Origin of the sequence: Amygdalobacter indicium, assembly GCF_029101545.1 — a bacterium.
Lineage (GTDB): Bacteria > Bacillota > Clostridia > Saccharofermentanales > Fastidiosipilaceae > Amygdalobacter > Amygdalobacter indicium.
On record NZ_CP118866.1, the window covers coordinates 1 to 19,423 of the forward strand.

The window sequence follows — 19,423 nt, forward strand, 5'->3', positions numbered from 1 at the left end:
CGCACAGGGAAAACTATATCGCCGTTTTTATACCTATGAATGTTAATACCCTTCATATTCTTTCCCTCCAAGCTTCTTTATTAAATTATATCATTAGCAGCTTTGCAGTGTCAAACGCTGTGTATTAGTTTGTGCTATTAATCTGTGATAATTTCACCCTTGTAACAACTTGTCAAGGACTTTTTAATCATTTTTTATCGCTTTTTGATGTTTTTCTCTCTCCATTTCTTTAAGAATTATGCGTTTTAATTTGTCTTGCATTGTTTCCGCTGCATTTTCATTAAAGTGAACAACAACCTCATAGGTTGCTTTACCGATTTTCTTTATCGTTTTTGTTCCTGTATTCTGTTTATTTTTATTTTCTCGCATATAGTTTTCCTCCTGTTTATAAACATTAAAAACGACTAGATTTTTTATCTTCTAGTCGTTTCATTTTATTGTGACCTTGGACATTGCCAAATTATTCAATTATGCTTCAAGAAAATCGTCCATTAGCAAAAAGTCTCTGATTCCAACGTAGTAAATTCCATACTCATCGTATCTTGGCACTATATTATCTCTAACAATAATAATTTTCTTAAAAGAATCGTCAATCCGTTTTAGAGAGTTTCTTTCCTGTTCTTTCTTCTCCTCACTGTTTATAGCAAAAGCTGATTGAATATAATATCTGAGATTTCCCCTATTAATAACAAAATCAACCTCTAATTGTACTCTTGTTGTTTTTCCCTTCACGTTAGGAAAATATTCTACAACACCCACATCAACATTAAATCCTCTTCTTAGCAAGTCATTGTAAATGATATTTTCCATAATATGCGTTTCTTCAACTTGTCTAAAATTCAATCTTGCATTTCTAAGACCAATATCAGCAAAATAGTATTTAAGTGGTGTAGAAAAATATTTTGAGCCTTTAATATCGTATCTTTTAGCAGCATACAGAACATAGGCTTCTTCAAAATATGTTAAATACTTTGAAATGGTATTATTTGATATATTTATCTTCTTTTCCGAAGCATATCTATTAGATAGCTTAAGTGGATTTGTAAGTGAACCTACTGCTGATGAAACAAAATCTAGTAAAACTTCTAATACTTCCTCACTATTTTTTATCTGATTTCGATCTATGATATCTTTAATATAGGTTTCTTCAAATAGTTCTTTCAAATATCTGCTCTTCTCCTCAAAGGTTTCCATTTCAAGTACAAATGGCATTCCACCACAAAGAACATAATCTTCCCATGCTTTATCTTTATTCTCATAACAGCTACTCATCTCAGCAAATGATAAAGGATACAAATGTATTTCATCTCCCCTATCTCGAAATTGTGTCAAAATGTCTTTAGAAAGCATTTTTGAATTACTTCCGGTAACATAAATATCAAGATTTTTTCGTTTCATAAGTGAAAGTAATGTATCAACAAAAGTAATCTTTTCATCCTCATCATCAATATATGGATTTTTTACCGACCTTGAAAATTGTATCTCGTCAATAAAAATATAATATCTTTTATTATCAGTTATCTTATTTTTTATATATTCATTGAGCTTAAACGGATCTCTATACCCACTATTTTCGATGTCATCAAGAGCTATTTCAATAATTTGGTTTTCAGCTATACTATTTTTCAATAAATAATTCTTGTATAGTTCAAACAACAAATATGACTTACCACACCTTCTGATACCTGTGATGATTTTAATTCTTCCGTTATCCTTTTTCTTAATTAGTTCATCTAAATATTGCTTTCTTTCTATAATCATATCACGCACCCCTTCTCTGTAAATAATTTATATATTTTGCCACGCTTTTTATTTGTGTATATTTTATCACCGTTAAAGAGTAATCGCAGTCATAAGGAATAATTTGCGTGGCATAATATGTTTTTTATTCTATCTTCGAATTTTCACACACTCGCTGTTTCAATATAAACAAGTTAACTTTGTTTATAATCCTCCCCGGCAACAGTTCGTTACCTGGGGGGTGAAATTTTAATTGGTTAGTTACAGGGTGAAATTATCATAGATTAATAGCAGCCTCTTTGACATCTTTACACTTATACATAATCCTTTGATTGTGTCCCAAAGGAATACTTTTTATCTTTCTTTCAACATCCGACAATTGGGTTACAGATTGTAACCCAATTAAGTAATAGTTATAAAATAAATGCCAATATCTAAACGGAAATTTATCAAGCTGCAGCTGTAATGTATTGAACTAATACACCCGCCTGTACAAACGCAATATTAAGAATTACGCTAATGGTCTTGCTAAATAAATCTTACCGCCTACAACAATATAAAAAGCCTGATACTTGCCCCATTTTTTACTCATCCGGATAATTTGCTTATCTTGCTGTTTGAATAAAACAAAATCAGTCAGTGCATCATCCGCTTGCAGCAATTCTCCCAAATATTCTTGTTTCTGCTGGTCCTTGTATTCTACAAAACAGTCATAACGATGGTACATTTTGATGTTTTTATCTACCAGTTTCAGGTGAAGTAAGGGATATTTATCCAAGTTCTTATCTGTAGTCCCGCTATCTTTGGCCGCTTTAATTTTGGCAAAAACATCCTCATTACTACGTAGATGATCAAGTTTATATATTTCAACATAATCCTGGTAACCGCCATCAGGATTTACAACGTCAGTAGTAAATTTTTCACCCTCAAACAGGACCCATTCTTTCGGTATTTGTATGTTTTTCGTGTCTTTATTGCCGAAACGGAAGTAACAAAGGCATATTCCCAAGACAACTATCAATAAAGCCGGCAAAATAAGATATTTACGTCGAGAATTATCAAATATTTTCATAATATTATCCTTCTACTTTCTTGAAATGGTAAAAATCAGCCGATTAGCTGAATAAAACTATACTAACCGCACAGGGAAAACTATATCGCCGTTTTTATACCTATGGATGTTAATTCCCTTCATATTCTTTCCCTCCGAGCTTTCTTTATTAAATTATATCATTAGCAACTTTTCTGCGTCAATGCCCGCTCATTTCCCGTTTTCCGTCACCTATCCCCACTGCCACCTACAAAAAAACGTAAAAAAGCCCGCATAAAACTTACGCGGGCTGACGAACAATTCAAACTCAAATCTCTACGCAACTACTGCAATTCTTTCTCCTCATTACAAGCGGCAATAAATGTCTCGTCCAAATCCAACTCAATCGGACAATGATCCGAACCCATAATATCGGACAAAATCTTCGCACCTTTAACAGCCGGCACCAAACGCTCCGACACCAGAAAATAATCAATTCTCCACCCGATATTTCTTTCACGGGCACGAGTACGATAAGACCACCAGCTGTAACATTTCTCCTGTGGCGCCAACAAACGGAAAGTATCAACAAAGCCCCGCGCCAGAAGTTGACTGAAAGCGGACCGTTCTTCATCGGAGAATCCCGGATTAAAGTGGTTGCTGTCGGGATTAGCCAAATCTATCTCCTCATGCGCGACATTCAAATCGCCGCAAACAATAACCGGTTTCTCAACATCCAGACTTTGCAGATAATCGGCGAACTTCTCCTCGAAATTCAAGCGGAAAGGCAGACGTTTCAGGCCGTCTTGAGAGTTCGGCACATACGCCGTAACAAAGAAAAATTGCGGAAATTCCAAAGTCAAAACCCGGCCTTCCGCATCAACAGCCTCATCGCCTATCCCGTATCGTACCTTAAGCACCGGTAATTTGCTGAACACTGCCGTACCTGAATAACCCTTTTTCACAGTAGAATAATGCCAATACGCCTGATAATCAGGAAAAGGCTGATCGCTCATCTGCCCGGCTTGCAACTTCGTTTCCTGCAAAGCGAAAACATCAGCCTGCAAAGCGGCAAAATCCGCCGGGAAATTCTTTTTCCAAATTGCCCGTAACCCATTCACATTAAAAGATACAAATTTCAGCATTTTCACTCCCGCCGTTCACCTGCCGCCTGTCAAGCGACAGTGTATAATAATGTCAACATTATAACGAAAGTTCGGGCACATTAAAATGATTGAAATTAAACCTGTACGTGATGTCGCCGTTATTCTTTTATACAACAAGTACGGCGAATTTCTTTTAGGTCGACGCAAAGAAGGAAAATTTGCCGCCGGCTATTACGAACTGCCGGGTGGGAAGAGAGAAGACGGCGAATCTCTGTTGCAGACAGTGAAACGGGAAACTCTGGAAGAAATAAGCTACACTCTAAAGCGACCTCAACTTATCTACGAATGTCATGTCGATTACAGTATCGGTCAAATTCCCCTCCATGTTTTCGCCGAAGAACTCGAAGCAGAAAATTTGAGCGAAGCAGTTAAGGCCCGCAGTTCGGATTACAATCGCCCGAAATTTCCGGCCAATGAGGCGGCGGAACTCGTTTGGGTTACAGGTCATAAAGCTTTGAGCTTGAAACTACTGCCGATTATGCGGGCAATGCTGGACTTAACGCCATTTCGCCGGCTGCTGCCGAATATCGGCCCTGTCGATTTAAGTGTCGACAAAGACGTTCATATTTGACCGCTAAAAAAATAAGAAAGCTGCCCCGAAGGAGCGGAAAAGTTATATACTCTAATTGAACATATGAGCAGCACATAAAGGAGATATTTTATGAGCAATTTTGACATTAATAGAAAGCCTTTAAGTTCGGAAGAACGCCAAATGGGCCGGAACATGTTGGACTTTGTCGCTAAAAGTCCTGCCGCCTGGCAAGCCTGCGCTACAGCCGGAGAACTGTTGCAAGCTAACGGCTTCCACAAGGTTCAAGCCGGCGATCTGGTTAACAGTAAAGTCGGCGATAAAAATTTCATCACCATCAACGATTCGTCCCTGATTGCCTGGTCTATCGGCAAAGACAGCTACCAAAAAGGCGCTCGTATCTGGGGTTCGCATTTGGACTCCCCGGCTTTGCAGATCAAGCCCAACAGTTTAATTGAAAAAGAGGGAACATTAATTGTCAATTGTTCCGTCTACGGCGGACCTCTGCTGAACAGTTATTTCGACCGGCCCTTAGGTTTAGCCGGTATAGTCACCTTACGCAGCCACTGTGATCAAGCAGCTTACAAAAGTGTTTTAGTCGACTTGGCACCTTTGAAAATCGTTTTGCCGAGCTTAGCTATTCACTTCAACCGGGCCGCTAATGACGGCGTCAAAATTGAGAAGCAAAAAGTTTTACTGCCGCTCCTCGGTCTGTCCCGGAACGAGAAAGTCAAAACGGCTGCTGCCAGTTATACTCGGGCTGCCAATTATGCTGCAGTTTGCGAGCAGGAATCCGACTGTGTCGATAACGGCGGTACCGACTTGCAGGTCTTCGAACAGCTGATCAGTGAAAAACTGAATTGTCCCATGGAAGATATTCTCGATTACGATTTGCGCACCTATGTCTGCGAAGCTCCTTGTTTCGTCGGCCTGAATGAAGAATTGATGTCTTCTTCCCGTATGGATGATTTGGGCATGTCTATCCCCGGCGTTTACGGCTTTATCGCTGCTAACAGTGCTGACGGCAAATTCGCCCGGACTTTTAAGGAAAATGAGTTTGACGGTTTGAAAGTTCTGTATTTGGCGGATAATGAAGAAATCGGTTCCAACACCAAGCAGGGCGCTGATACTATCTGGCTAAGGCAAACAATTGAGGCTATTTGTCTGAGTTTGGGCATGCCGCAAGCTGAATTCCCCGAGGTTCTGGAGCATTCGATTATGATTTCCGCCGACGTGGCGCACGCCGTGCATCCTAACTATGCTGAATATGCCGACGCTACGAATCGTCCGCGTCTGAATGAAGGACCGGTTTTGAAAATTAATCCGGGCAAATATTCTACCGATGCCGCTTCCGCCGCTTCTTTCCGTTTGGTGTGTGAGGCAGCCGGCGTACCTTTGCAGACCTTCATGAATCGTACGGACTTGCCCGGCGGCACGACAATCGGACCGATTACCACGGCTTATTTGCCTATAAGTAATGTCGATATCGGCAATCCGATTCTGGCAATGCATTCCTGCCGTGAGCTGGCCGGTGTTCTCGACTCTTACTATGCTAAAGTTATGTGTGAGATGTTCTATCGCAAACCGCTGATTTGAGCTTTGATTAATTAAACAACTGAAATCCTCTTTATTTCAAGCCGAATTTTCCGGTTTTTGTGCAAATAAAGAGGATTTTTATTTAATTGCAATTTTACGGATTACATTTATGAGTAATCATATTCCACTTTACTCCCTTTCACTCTTCTCAACCCGCACACTGACTGCAGCTACAATCGCAACAATATTAACCACTATAAGCGCTGTTAACATCGGCCATCTTACAGGTTGAAAGAGATTGAATGTTTCTGTCCATGACCATTCATAGTGCCATAAAATCATAGTAAGAAACGGTAGAATTAAAGCGGCAATCAAGCCAAGCAGCCGAAACAATTGTTGCTTCCAATTACGCCAAAATAAAGGCCTCGGCAAACCAAATAACAACTGTAACAAATTAAAGATCGACAATGCCGTCAATAAGAAATAGACTTTAGCAATAAATTGCATATTACCTAAAATTCTCCGATTCGCTTCCAGGAAAAAATGCAAATCATTTTTCACCTTTTCTTCTTCCGTATTTTCCGTTAAAAAACGACTGACAATCTTCCCCTGTTCAAGTAACAACAAACTCGGAACGCCCTTAATATCGTACTTTTGCATAATTGTGGTAAAATTAGGGTCTTTCCGCCAAAAATCGGTATCCAGATAACGTAAATTCCGTGCTTCGGCCGCCGAAGTTGTCTGCAAGACTTGAGAAAAATCAACACATTTGGAACAAGTAGGACGGGTAAAATAAACGTATCCGCTGTATTTTTCCAATTCAGTTAAAGATTGCAAATCTTTTGCCTGCAAACAAGCTGAACTCCCTAAAAATAAGAATACAGTCAGTAAGAACAAACAAAGTCCCCTCTTTCGCATACTTCAATAACCTCCTTTCATCAAATATTATGTATTAAAATAATATCAAAAAGCACATTCAAAAATCAATAGTAGAATATCAATTAATACGTAACTGATAGTGCTAAAGTGACAACAAAAAAACACATAAACCCGTAAAGGTCTATGTGTTTCATTCTCGGGTTTCGAACACTGCCAAAACGCTGCATGCCGAATTTTCCGACTTCTGAGAAAATAAAGAGGATTTTTTCTGCTTACTCAAGTGCTTACTTAAGCCGCAACGCCTATAGTATCGGCAATATATTTTTTTATTCCCTCCGGCCGGGCAAAATTGTATTGGGCATTTTTATCTTCGTAATACTCCCTTATACTTGCTAATGTAATTTGATTTTGTGACGGTGTATCAACCGCACACCCTTCTCTAGCAATCTGCCACGGCTTTTCTGCATGTGTAATTTTTTCCAACATTTTGCCACCATATTTTCCAAACGTAGCAACAACTAAATCAATTATTTTTCGCTCATCCTCAGTAAGTTCCGATTCAACAGCAGCAAATGCGATGAAGCGTTTGTCTTCTATCGGATTATATTTAAAGTTGCGAAACAACTCGTATACTTCCGGAAATACCGGGCCATGAACCCATGCTTGACATTGTTCTGAAAATAAAGGCTTTTCATTTAATACACAAGATATACCCTGACAAAAATAAAGCAGTTTCTGCAACGCCAACGGGGTTATTTCTTCAAGCCGCACAAATAAATAAGCAATAGATCTACGCATTTCTTCAGAAATGGACGATATAGCTTGTAAACTCTTCACCGCTTCCTCAGCTTTAGCATATGCAACATCCGTTATTTTTTGTTTGTTTTCCGCCAATTTTTCGTGCATAAAGTTCGGAGATATCAAAGCTTTGCGTATAATATCCGAATATTTTTTGCTTGGTATTTGCCCGGAAAGATATCGTGTAATTGTCACTTCGCCAAAACCTAACACTAGTGACAGCGGCGCTTTACCAATGTTGTAAAGCTCCATTAAATTTTCAATATCAGATACTGTAACTATTCCTACAATTTTACGATACTGCTCATCTACCTCACGAATATTTTGATCTATCATTCCCGGTAAATTCATTTCTTCACCGCAATTTTGACAAACTGCACTCGTAATGCTGAATGTATACTCAGTATTGTTAATCATATTTTTTATTTGCTTCTTTTGTAAAACATATTCCTCTTCTGTTCTGCAATTTGTGCAAAAATCTTTCTTTTTGAACATAATGACACTCTCCCTTCCATAAAAATTACTTGAAATAATATTTAATCGGATGATTTTGTTTGTGAAAAGATATCACAATCACAAAACCTGTAAGCAACTTATTAATTTTGATATACAAAGGTATTCGCACCTTTTTATTACCGAATCTTTCAAGTAATTCTATTTCTTTTCCGAACACATACAATAGTTCATACTCATATCCCGTACTTTTTGTTCGTCAATTACATAATAATAAAATAAGTCGTCATTGTCTTTTCTTTTTGCGCCTCTTTCTATTCGGTACTTTTTATCGCGAATTAACATTTTAATTTCTGTTAAATAGCTGTCTATAAACTGTTTGTCAATCAAAATTCACCTCGTGTATTAGCAATTGATACTTTATATTCTAACTCCGATGACGGCATTTTGTCAATATCCTATCATTTTAAGCCCGCCTATTTTCACGTTTTTCATGCCAACTCTATATCACAAAAAAACACATAAACCCGTAAGGTCTATGTGTTTCATTCTCAAATTTTGAACGCTGCCAAAACACTGCAAGGCGATAAGCGACTATATCTGCAAGCCTTCACTGCGCAACAGCCCGCAAGCAGCTTTGATCAACGCTTCGGTTTCACTTGCTGCCTGACTTTCAGCAAAAACACGCAACACCGGTTCCGTGCCCGAAAAACGCAAAAGAACGAAGCTGTCATCAACAAAGGTAATCTTCAAGCCGTCGTCCGTCCGAATTTTCTTCACTTGCTGCTTATAATCAGGTAAAGCCTTCAATTCCGTAATATCCGCTAATTGCCGCTTCACAGCCTCAACTTGATCCTGGCGGAAACGGAACTCCTTTTCCTGCATATAATATTTGCCGAACTTGGCTGTCATTTCATCAAGCAGACAGGAAATAGACTTACCGGAAACTGCCGCCATCTCAATCATCAGCATAGCCGCGAAAACGCCGTCTTTACCGTTAATATGAGTCGGCAAGGCCAAACCGCCGGACGATTCACCGCCCAAAATAGCCTGATATTGTTGCATCGCCTGTGAAACCCACTTGAAACCGACTTTAACTTCAATAGCTTCCTGCCCGTAAGCGTGCGCGATCTTATCCAACAAATGCGTGGTCGCCAAATTGCGCACCACCGGTCCCTGCATACCCTTATATTCCAGGAAATAATAATACACGAGAGATAAAATCTCATTCGCGCTCAAATAACGGTGCTTATCATCCAAAATAGCCAAGCGGTCACCGTCACCGTCCGTCGCAATACCGGCATCATAATAACCTTCCTGCATCGTCGCTTTCATCACGCCCAGACGCTCCTCGCTCGGGGAAGGCATATGACCGCCGAACAAGGTGTCGTGTTCGTGGTGAATAACCTCAAGCTGACAACGGGCTTGCAAAAGCAACGCCGTCAAGGCCTCTCCGCTGGCACCGTACATCGGGTCGAAAATCAGGCGCAAACCGGCTTTCTTAATCGCCGCCATATCAATCTGCCCGGCAATACTGTCCAAATAATCGTTAATCGGATAAAACTCTTTCACCCGCCCGGCTTTGAGCAGTTCTTCATACGGCGTATAAGGGATTTGCGGCAAAAGCGGCGCAGTTTCGGCCAATAATTCGGCCGCAATCTGTTCAACCTTTCCCGTAACGCCTAAATCCGCATCTTTACCGCCCTTAGTAAAAAGCTTAAAGCCGTTATAAATCGCCAAATTATGACTGGCGGTAACCATCATGCCGTAATCAAAATTGTTGGCTTTGGTATAATACATCACCACGGGAGTCGGTACGGAATGATTGATAAACCACAACTTCAATTGACTCTCATGCAAAAATACCTCGGCAAACCACTTGACCGCTTCCTTCGACAAAAAGCGGCGATCGTAACCGATAACCAACGGCGTTTGACAATTTTCCCGCGTCAGCAAAGTCTTAACCGCATAGGCTAACAACTGAATATTTTCTTTGTTGAAACCGTCACCGATAACAGCACGCCAACCGCCTGTACCAAATTTGAACATTTTCTACCTCTTAAATTTACGTATAACTTTTAATAAAACTGCCAACCACGTCACTGTGCGCCGCAATTTGGCAAAAGAGCTGCGCTCGCTGCTCACTTCCTGCAGGCGAAATCTAACTGCCGTGCAGGCATCTTTAACTTTCGTCACCGTTTCATTGGTCACAGTCGTCACTTGCGCTAAATTATCACTGATTTTCGCCGCATTTTTACATACAGCTTCACTGTTCTCCGCCACATCGTCACTTATATCGACCAAATTGCCGGCTATTAAATCGACATTATCCGTTATAGCGGGCAATTTCTCCGCCAATTTAGTTGCCGCCGGCGATAAAGTTTTGATAAATTCTTTAGCAGCACTGATTAAAGGGAACAGGCGAAGCAGCAAAACTATCAGCAAAATTAAAGCGGCAATGCTCAGCAAAGTGACACAGCCTGTCAAAAGTTCGTTAAGACTGATGACTACATTAACTTCTGCTGTCTGCACTGTTATACCTCATCATTCTCTGTCGGCTCGGAACCTGTCGTCTCTCCCTCAGCTTCTAACGACGCTTTGATGGAATCTAACGTCCTGCCTGTACCTTTGCCGATTTCACGGGCGGTAATTCTGGCCTTGCGTTCCAAGCTTCTGCCCTGACGGGTAAAAGTGTTGAAAGCTTCCTGTCCCTGTTGTTTAAGTAATTCGGCCAAATCCTGTGCTTTGTTATATGCCAACTGTGCTACATCTCCGGCTTTATCATAAGCTTTGCCGGCACAGTCCTTTATATCCTGACGAGTTTCTTTACCGGATTTCGGGGCCAAAAGTAAGGCGCCGATAACGCCGACGGTTAATCCGCCCAATACACCTAATACCACTTCTTTGTTCTTATCACGACGGTTTTGTCCCGTGAAAGCACCGATTATTTCTTGTATTAATGTCATATACATTACCTCCTTTTTCTTACCTTTAATTGTCTTATTTTTGGACGCAATTTGCAAGCTGTGCACACCGGTCGCTCCGCTTGAATCGACTTGGAGCAAATTAAATCAGCTTGATGGCAATATAGAAAAATCGCCTCAACTTCAAGTCAAGGCGATTCTGGTTAACCCTTTTCCTTATACGCTTAACGGCGCTTTTTTCTCGTGAAAACGTAGGCTAAAGCTGCGATAATGCTGCCCAAGGCACCGCCGCCTGCAGCTGTTTCGCCGGTCTTACTGACCTTGCCCAATTTATTACCGTTTTCTTTCTCGTACGCTTTGTACCACGGCTCCTGTTCTTCTTTGTCATAGGTAAACTTGCCGTAGAAAAGTTCCAAGGAGAAGGTTCGGCTCGACTTGTCGCTGAAGGTAATTGTCACTTCCCGCTTCTCTTTATCAACTGTTATGTCGACTATGTTTTTACCTAAGTTGGCCTTTTCAATAGACTTTTGCACCCGTTCTACATCATGGTCACTTATCCGGCTGTCATCATCGACCAGAACTTTGGGGTTCGGCACGATTATTTCGGTGCGTTCCGCCATGGTGCGGCGACGGATTAAGTCCTGTAATTTCAAGCTCGTGTCGTTGACGGAGTTATCCTCATAAGTAACGGTAATTTTGCCTGTTGTCGGTTCAATTTCCACCTTGGCAATATGCTTGTCTTTGTTGGCTTCTTTGATGGCATCAATTACATTGATTATCTCCTCATCCGACAGTTTGTCCAATTCATACACGGGGATTTTGTTCTCCGGCTTGTCGAGGACTGTACTTTCAGCCATTGTCCGTTCCCGGACGACATCTTTAAGTTGGACTTTGCCGATGCTGTTATCAGGATACTTAATGTTTACCGTGCCTTCAGCCTTGTCTACCGTGATGTTGTCCTTTTGAACTTTGGTATCCTGCTTGTTGGCTTCGTAAACAGCATCTTTAATCTTCTGCTCTTCTTCCGGCGTAAGCTTGGTCATGTCGTTAACATCGACTACACCGACTTTTTGCTCGGCGCTCGGAGCTACCGGCGGTTTTTTCTCGGCATCGGTCTTGGCGCGGACCAAGGTGTTCAAAGTTAATTCCGAAGTACTGTTATCATCATATTTAACAATAACTTTGTTCTCGTCCTTCTTAACTTCGATATTGTCCTTGTCAGTCACTCCGTCCTTATCTTTGTTAGCTTCGTAAACTGCCTCTTTAATCTTAGCAATTTCGTCATCCTTGAGATTTGCCATCGTGTTCGGATCGTCAACCGGAATTTTGTCTGCCGGCGCAACTGCCGGGGCCTTCTCGGCCTTAGTTTTCTGCACAGCGGCATCGCTCAAAGCCATGTCAGCGACTGAATCATCCTGATAGGTAACTTTGACTTTGTTCTCAGCTTGATTTACTTCGACTGTCTTAATCTTAACTTCAGCCGTATCGGGGTTGGCGGTCTTAACAGCGTTCTCAATTTCCGTTTTTTCACTGTCCGAAATTGCGGTCATGTCGTCAACCTTGACTTTATTCGTCGGCGCTTTCAAAGTAGCTTTTTCAGCCATCGTTTTCTCATCCGCCAGGTCAGAAAGCTTGAACGGTGAATTGCTCGAATTATCTTCATAAGTAACCGTAACCTTATCGGCAGCTTCATCAACGGTTATACTCTTAATTTTGCCATTCGGGTTCTTCTCCTGCAATTTAGCTAAAATCTCCGCTTTTTCAGGTTCCGTCAGGCTGTTCTTATGCGCCACCTTAACTTTAGTATCAGGGGCTTGTAAGTTGGCTTTCTCGGCATCTGTCTTTTGGACGACAACATCGGATACGTTTTTCTCTTTTGCAGTAGTACCGTCGTTGAAGGTAAAGGTTATCTTATGTGTCGTATTATCAATAGTCACATCCTGCAAGTTGATTTCCGTGTTATCCTTTTTCAGCTTATCGATAATCTCAGCTTTCTCAGTTTCGGAAATTTCATCCTTATTGTCAACTTTAATCTTCGGATCAGGCAAAGCGATACCATGCAAAGTGGCACGAGCTTTAACCAATTTCTCGGTTAAATCGTTTATCTCACTTTGACTCGGCAACTTATCAAGCTCAATCGCATCATTGTCGTGTTTGGCGACGGCAGCTTGAGCCTGTTGCAAAGCAGTATCTAAAGCAGTCTTCACTGCCGCTTCTTCCTGCTTGTATTTGTCTTTCGTTTGATCTTGGGTCGCTGCGTCGATCTCCTGCAAAAGTTTATCCCACATTGCACCGTCCAAAGCCTTACGGGCATTTTTCAGGTTTTCTGTAAGTTGATCGATTTTGCTTTGCTCTGTAATGCTCTGATCCGTCATCGCTGCCTGCGCTGCATTCAAAGCCGCCTCGAAATTTTTCTTCAACTTGGCGCTTGCTTCCGGATAAGTAGAATCGTCGGTTTTGTCCTTAATCTCGGTACTCTTATCTATCTCCGCCTGCAACTTGTCTTTAATAAGTTGGGCAGTCACGCCGTCCGGAATAAGCTTTTTGGCCAATTCTTCAATTTCCTTAATAAGGCGTTCGACATCAGCTTTTTCCTGCTCCGTGCCTTGGTCTTTATCCAAGAGGTCTTGGGCTTCTTTTAATTTCTGCTGCAAGTCTTTCTTGGCTTGGACTTTGGCCGGATCATTAGCAATAGCTGCATCTTCCGGCATTTTCTCCGTCGCCGTCTTCTGCACTCCGTCAAGGCGCTGCATGGAGCTGTCCAACTCATTTGCATCCTGCAGATTTTTAGCTAATTCTTCCTTGCTCGCCGAACCTTGAACCAAGTTTTTAGCTTTCGCTTTCTGCTTATTGTTCAGGTATTGCAATTGTTCAATCTCGTCCAAAGCCGCTTTGATGTCGTCTTTCAACCTATATTCATTGAGAATGCTCTCAACCTCATCGGCACTGCCGGCGTTATCAATCTTGGTATCAGCTTCCTTCTTTTCCTGCTCCGACAAGTTATTCATCTGGGCAATTTCGGCTTTAGCTTTTTTCTTGGCATTTTCTTTTTCCGCTTCATCGACAATTTGCCAAATTGCAGCACTGTCGCCGGCCGCATCAATTTGAGCGATATACTTATCCTTCGCGGTTTGATCCAAGCCGTCCAGTTGGCCGATGCGCTTCTTGGCCTGCTCTCTTTCCGATTGCAAATTATCTTGGGCTGCCTGTTTGCGTTTTTGCTTCTCTTCTTCCTCTTTCTGCTTGTCTTTCTCCTTAGCCTCTTTCACAGCGTTTTTAATTTCGTCTTCGCTTGTGGCGGCACCGATTTTCTTGTTAAACTCTTTTTTCTCTTCCGGCGTTAAGTTCTGCAGATTGTTAACTTCATCCTGCGCCTTCATTTTTTTGTCCGCTAATTCTTTGGCCTTTTGCGCATCCTTGTCCTTAGCTTCTTTAATAACATTATCAATACCGGCGGTGTCAGCTGCATCCTTAATTTTTTGCTTATACTGCGTTTTTTCATCAGGGCTCAAGTTCGGCAAAGAATCAATTACTTTCTCGGCTTCCTCTTTCGCCTTCGTTAAAGCTTCCTTGTCCTTGCGTTTTTTCTCTTCTTCCTGATTCTTCTTCTTAGCATCATTTACAGCCTTTTGGATAGCGTTTTCATCGCTGTCGTTTTGGATGTCTTCCAAAGCCTTTTTCTTGGCATCTTCCGGCAAATCGCCCATGCCTTCTATGGCTTTCTTGGCCTCTTCTTTCTGCTTTTCTTTCAGCTTATCCTTGTCTTTTTGTTCTTTGTCCTTAGCATCCTGCTGTTTGGCCTTGTCCAGTTCTGCGCGCACTTTCTCCGGGTCCGTGCCGTTTTTGATTTTCTCTTCGAATTCTTTTTTCTTGGTCGGGTCCAGATTTTCTAATTTCTCAAGCTCTTTCTGCGCCTCTTCTTTGGCTTTGTCGTTATCCTGTTTCTTTTTGCCTTCTTCCGCTTTTTGATTCGCTTTGTCCAGAGCCTTGTTGATGTCGTCCTGGGTTAAGCTGCCGCCTTTGTCCTCCAACTCTTTCTTAATCTTGTTGGCGTCATCTTCGCTCAGACCCTGTTTCTTCAAATCGTCAATAATGGCATCGGCATCTTTCTTGCTCTCGTCCGGATTAAAGGCCGCACCGTCAGCGTAGAAGAGTTTGTCTTTCGTAAGAGTAAATAATAATGCAGATTCTCCTTCATATGTACCTTTATCTCCATGAATCTCTAAGCTTCCGTATTTAACTCCCTGAGAGATATATGAAACGCCTCTATCCTGAAAACCCGGTCCCTTTATACCTAACGAAGCAATATGCGGTATTAATTTAACCTTGCCTTCACTTTTTTGTTCAGTCAAATAGAAAATCGCTTTGGAAGCTATTTTTCCTCCACCCTCATTCAAAAACTTTTTAGCTTTTTCTTTGCTATAATCGCTATTGTCTTTACCCATCCACTCGTAATTATCATAGACAAAGCGTCGAGCAGCGTCAGACAAAAGCTCGTTACTTATGTTGTTCATATCCGCAACCTTAATCGGGGTTATCTGATAAGTATAGCTGCCCTCAGTATATGTCTGCTTACCCGGATTGCTCGCCTGCCCTTTGGTATAGACAAGACGCTTGCCGTCCATAATAGCTTCACTATCATCATTAAATACAAAAGTAGCGTTGCCGCCTTCATCGTCAATAGTCAAGCCGTTTTCTCCGCCTTTAAGTTTATTCTTCAAATCCGGATTTTTCGCGAAAATCTGCTTCTTAACTTCCTCAACCTCAGCCGGTTCCAACTTCTTCGCATTTTTCACCCCGATACGGCTCGGCGGCGTAATTGTTGTAGTATCTGCTAAACTCGGCAACTTATACACCAGCTGATTAGCTGTTAACTTATCCTGCGAACCGTCTTTGTAAGTAATGGTCGCCGTACCGTCCTTATTAACGACAATAGAATTATCTCCATCTTTGAGGGCATTCTGCAATTTACTGTTCTGCTTATTAACATTTACCAATACTTCTTTAACTTTAGCCTGTTCATCAGGTGTCAATTGGCCCGGATTTTTCACACCAGTAGTTACACCGATCCACGGCGTAACCTGATCGGCCAAAGACGCTTTCTTATAAACAAGCATTGCAGCCGGAATATCCGCCGTCGAACCGTCTTTATACTTGATCGTCGCTTTGCCTGTTTTATCAACAGTAATATCATCTTCCTGCAGGCAGGCTTCCTTGAACAAAGCATCCTCTTTATTAGCTTCCCAGACCGCCTTTTTGACCGCCGCCTGCTCTTCCTGCGTCAAATTCTGCAAATTCAAAACACCTGTATCAGCCGCGTCACGCAGGCGTACCCGCTCGCTGTAAGGAATATAGCGCTTAACCAGGCTATTTGCCGGCACTGTATAAGTAGAATCATCCTTATAAGTAATTGTAGCTGAACCGTCAGCATTAACCTTAATAGAATTTTGCCCATCCTTAAGCTTCGACTTGAAATCGTCATCCTGTTTATCAAACAGGGCTTTTTGCACCTTGGTCATTTCATCCTGCTGCAAAGCACCGAGCTTTTTAACTTCCGTCAGCTCCGGTAAAGCCGGCTTATAGCCTTCGCTCAACAGAGGCTTCGGTGGCAGCTGCAACTTGATACCGCGATTATAATGCAAATCCCGCGCATCCTGGTGGATACCGGCCAAGCAATATAAAGGCTTCGTACGGTCGACAATCTTACCGATAATCACAAAGTTAGTCTTCACACTGCCTCTACCTTCCCAATCCATAAACAAAGTCGTGGTGTTTTGCTTGAACTCACCCAAAGTAGCTAAAGTATTACCGCTATTATTGTAAGAAGTGTCGGAATTACCCGTCATTCTGTTCCAGTCGCTGGCAAAGTCCGCATCACCGCTGCTCCAAACAAAGCGAGAATTACTCTTCCAGGTTTGAGCATCAAAAAAGCCGACTCGAGATCCGTCCTTTATAAACTCCAGACGTTGCACGCTTTCCAGATTTTCCGGGATTGTAAACCAACGCCAGTTACGAATGAACCAAAAAGTACCTTTACGGTTAATTTCGTATGTCAATTCCACCCAGTCACCGTAAGGATCAAATTTGAACTCACCGTCCTCATACGTACCGACCCGATAAGTAATATCCATATATTCATTAGTCGTCTCAAAGGAGTGCTTATTCGCATATAGCATATTGCGACCGTCAAAAACACCGTCAGCTTTAACATTCTGCACGCTGTCGTAATAAGGCGTTACCATACCGCCGATTAAAAGCGTCGACAGCACCATCGCCACAGCTTTTTTGAAAGTGGCCTGTCTTTGTTTGCTTAGCAAATTACTATCTGTTATTTTTTTCTTCATACGATAATTCTCCCTCAATGCCGAAGCACGAAAAAAGCTACGTTAATCAGGGTGTGCTTCCTCATTTTTGTATTACTTATTATTATTATGCGGAATGACACCGGCAAAAGGCAAATTTGATACATTACAAAATTGTGTTTTTGTGACAAGCAAAGACGAAAGTCCCGAAAAAAAAGGAGAAAATGCAATCTCGTAAATAACTGCATTTTCTCCGCTCAAGTGCCCCTCTGTAAGCTTATTCACAGCACAAATAAAGTTTTTCCAAATTACTGATCTTATTAATTCGCCGTTGATGCCGTTCACCTTGGAATTTCGCCTGAATATAGGCACTGATAATCTCCAGCGCCAAATCTTCACCGATCACCCGACCGCCCAAGCTGATAGCATTGGCATTATTATGCTCCTTGCTTTTCGCCGCCGAATAAGTATCGCTCAAGTGCGCACAACGGATACCTTTGATTTTATTCGCCGCAATACTAATACCGATGCCCGTACCGCAGAACAAAATGGCCGCCTCCGCTTTTTGCGCCAGAACTTCCTTACAGGCAAGCTCCGCATAATCCGGATAATCCACCGACTCCAAGCTTTGACAACCCATATCGACAAACTCCATCTCCGGGAAACGCAATCTTAAAGCCTTGAGCATCGCTTCTTTCAAAGTAAAACCGCCGTGGTCGGCAGCCAAAACAAATCTTCTCATTTCTTTCACAACTTTCTTTTATTTTTTCGTAATTATCTTACCGTCTGCCTGCTCTTCAAAATGTGTAAGCTCCGCTTCCAGGCAGCTTAATAAACCCGTTTCGTCCAACTGTTCGCTGACGCTCAAATCCATCAGCAGCCGCAAAACAAGCTGCAGATAGCGCAATTTTGCCGTTTTTTCTGCTCTGGCGGCAGTTATTGTCGACAGCTTTCCATAATTATCCGCAATCGCTGCAACCTGCGCCAGTTTTCGCTCCTGCACCTCTTTTTGCAGCACCGGCATCGCCACTTGGCGCTTATACTCTTTCACCTGCAGCACCAAATCATAGCGCTGCGCCAAAAGGGACAGCAACTTTTCATCCACTGCCTGCAAATCCCGGCGCAAAGGAAGCAGCTCCTCTATCTCCCGTGCTTGCTTATCCTCAGTCATTATGCTCCTTATCGGCAATCTCACTTGCCTGCAAAATAGCTTTCCACCACTTGGCGGCGGCAACTTCATCAATTAAAACAAATTCCGACTCGTTATCAACAGTGAAAAAATCTTTGTACAGAGACGTATTATCGTAAGTCTCGGCCGGTAAATCGTAATAATCCCACCCGCCTGTACGATAAACCAGAAACACCAGATGCTTGGCGTCCGCCTGCACGAAGTACAAGCGCTTAATCGCCTGTTCACCGTCGTTTTTGGCCGAGCTGAGCTTACTGACATATTTAATCAGCTCCAGCGCTCTGTCATCCAAATTTTGGCGAAAAATCTGCAACTTTTCGATCAGGTCGTTGTATTCCGTCACTGCCCGATAAATATATCCGGGATACTCCTGTATCAAAGATTTACTCGTTGCCGTCGCATTGAATTCAGCCATCCCGGCATGCGCCGTCTCGGACAAAGTCCGATAATCCTCGTCCGTCAACGCCGGCGGCAAGGCCTGTTTCAGGCGGGACAAAGCCACATCAGTCGGCGTCTGAATTTCACCGTTCTCAATCGCCTCATTTTCCCGCACCGCCAGCTCTTCCTGCCTTTTGCGAAAATCAGCGGCAGCCGGCGAAAGCGGCAGCTTTAACAAAGTCCGGCTGTACATTTTTTGCACAAAATCACAATCATAGCGCACAATCAGGTGCAATTTCGGAGCAATAACCGTCAAAGATTGCGCCAAAACGAATTCATGCCCGCAATTCAGGCAATTATAAGCATTCACTTTTTTCTGCAAAAGTCGCTCCAACAAATCTTCATCTTCATTCAAATCAATCACCTGAAATACCAAGCGCTCAACCTCGTCCAAACAGTACGGGCACGCTATCAGCCGATACTCCAATTTTGTCATCTC

At 42.1% G+C, this 19,423-nt stretch carries 15 protein-coding genes; 2 read left to right on the forward strand and 13 right to left on the reverse strand.

The features are described 5' to 3' along the window. Positions 1 to 183: 183 nt before the first annotated feature. The 4 genes from PYS60_RS00005 to PYS60_RS00020 form a co-directional block, all read right to left on the reverse strand. Complete coding sequence (locus tag PYS60_RS00005) at positions 184 to 369, reverse strand: transposon-encoded TnpW family protein (protein ID WP_315569693.1); 186 nt, start codon at positions 367 to 369, stop codon at positions 184 to 186. A gap of 99 nt (positions 370 to 468) precedes the next feature. Further along, complete coding sequence (locus PYS60_RS00010; protein ID WP_315569695.1) at positions 469 to 1,761, reverse strand: ATP-binding protein; 1,293 nt, start codon at positions 1,759 to 1,761, stop codon at positions 469 to 471. A 490-nt stretch (positions 1,762 to 2,251) separates the two neighbouring features. Further along, complete coding sequence (locus tag PYS60_RS00015) at positions 2,252 to 2,812, reverse strand: hypothetical protein (protein WP_315569696.1); 561 nt, start codon at positions 2,810 to 2,812, stop codon at positions 2,252 to 2,254. Positions 2,813 to 3,114: 302 nt separating this feature from the next. Then, the gene (locus PYS60_RS00020) at positions 3,115 to 3,915 is read right to left on the reverse strand and encodes an exodeoxyribonuclease III (RefSeq protein WP_315569698.1); all 801 of its coding nucleotides are present in this window, start codon (positions 3,913 to 3,915) and stop codon (positions 3,115 to 3,117) included. 85 nt (positions 3,916 to 4,000) lie between these two features. Between PYS60_RS00020 and PYS60_RS00025 the strand changes: the two genes are divergently transcribed. Together PYS60_RS00025 and PYS60_RS00030 are read left to right on the forward strand one after the other, a co-directional pair. Then, positions 4,001 to 4,507: an NUDIX hydrolase gene (locus PYS60_RS00025; protein ID WP_315569700.1), complete on the forward strand. Its 507-nt coding sequence runs from the start codon at positions 4,001 to 4,003 to the stop codon at positions 4,505 to 4,507. A gap of 90 nt (positions 4,508 to 4,597) precedes the next feature. Next, positions 4,598 to 6,061, forward strand: coding sequence for a M18 family aminopeptidase (locus PYS60_RS00030; protein ID WP_315569702.1), 1,464 nt, complete (start codon positions 4,598 to 4,600; stop codon positions 6,059 to 6,061). A 129-nt stretch (positions 6,062 to 6,190) separates the two neighbouring features. Here the strand turns inward: PYS60_RS00030 and PYS60_RS00035 are convergent, their stop codons facing one another. From PYS60_RS00035 to PYS60_RS00075, 9 genes are all read right to left on the reverse strand, one after another. Next, a complete protein-coding gene (locus PYS60_RS00035; protein ID WP_315569704.1) occupies positions 6,191 to 6,919 on the reverse strand; it encodes a thioredoxin family protein in 729 nt (242 codons plus the stop codon). 249 nt (positions 6,920 to 7,168) lie between these two features. Beyond that, positions 7,169 to 8,173, reverse strand: coding sequence for a type II toxin-antitoxin system antitoxin SocA domain-containing protein (locus PYS60_RS00040; RefSeq protein ID WP_315569708.1), 1,005 nt, complete (start codon positions 8,171 to 8,173; stop codon positions 7,169 to 7,171). A 552-nt stretch (positions 8,174 to 8,725) separates the two neighbouring features. Beyond that, positions 8,726 to 10,180, reverse strand: coding sequence for a phosphohexomutase domain-containing protein (locus PYS60_RS00045; RefSeq protein WP_315569710.1), 1,455 nt, complete (start codon positions 10,178 to 10,180; stop codon positions 8,726 to 8,728). A 3-nt stretch (positions 10,181 to 10,183) separates the two neighbouring features. Beyond that, entirely contained in the window at positions 10,184 to 10,663 is a 480-nt protein-coding gene (locus PYS60_RS00050) for a hypothetical protein (protein WP_315569712.1), read from the reverse strand. Positions 10,664 to 10,665: 2 nt separating this feature from the next. Further along, complete coding sequence (locus PYS60_RS00055; RefSeq protein WP_315569714.1) at positions 10,666 to 11,097, reverse strand: YtxH domain-containing protein; 432 nt, start codon at positions 11,095 to 11,097, stop codon at positions 10,666 to 10,668. Positions 11,098 to 11,279: 182 nt separating this feature from the next. Next, positions 11,280 to 17,399, reverse strand: a complete 6,120-nt coding sequence (locus tag PYS60_RS00060; protein WP_315569716.1) for a hypothetical protein — start codon at positions 17,397 to 17,399, stop codon at positions 11,280 to 11,282. A gap of 235 nt (positions 17,400 to 17,634) precedes the next feature. Beyond that, complete coding sequence (gene rpiB / locus PYS60_RS00065; RefSeq protein WP_315569718.1) at positions 17,635 to 18,099, reverse strand: ribose 5-phosphate isomerase B; 465 nt, start codon at positions 18,097 to 18,099, stop codon at positions 17,635 to 17,637. Positions 18,100 to 18,117: 18 nt separating this feature from the next. Beyond that, the gene (locus PYS60_RS00070) at positions 18,118 to 18,528 is read right to left on the reverse strand and encodes a chorismate mutase (protein WP_315569720.1); all 411 of its coding nucleotides are present in this window, start codon (positions 18,526 to 18,528) and stop codon (positions 18,118 to 18,120) included. Next, positions 18,521 to 19,420, reverse strand: coding sequence for a CpXC domain-containing protein (locus tag PYS60_RS00075; protein WP_315569722.1), 900 nt, complete (start codon positions 19,418 to 19,420; stop codon positions 18,521 to 18,523). The genes PYS60_RS00070 and PYS60_RS00075 overlap by 8 nt, the downstream gene beginning before the upstream one ends. Positions 19,421 to 19,423: the final 3 nt, after the last annotated feature.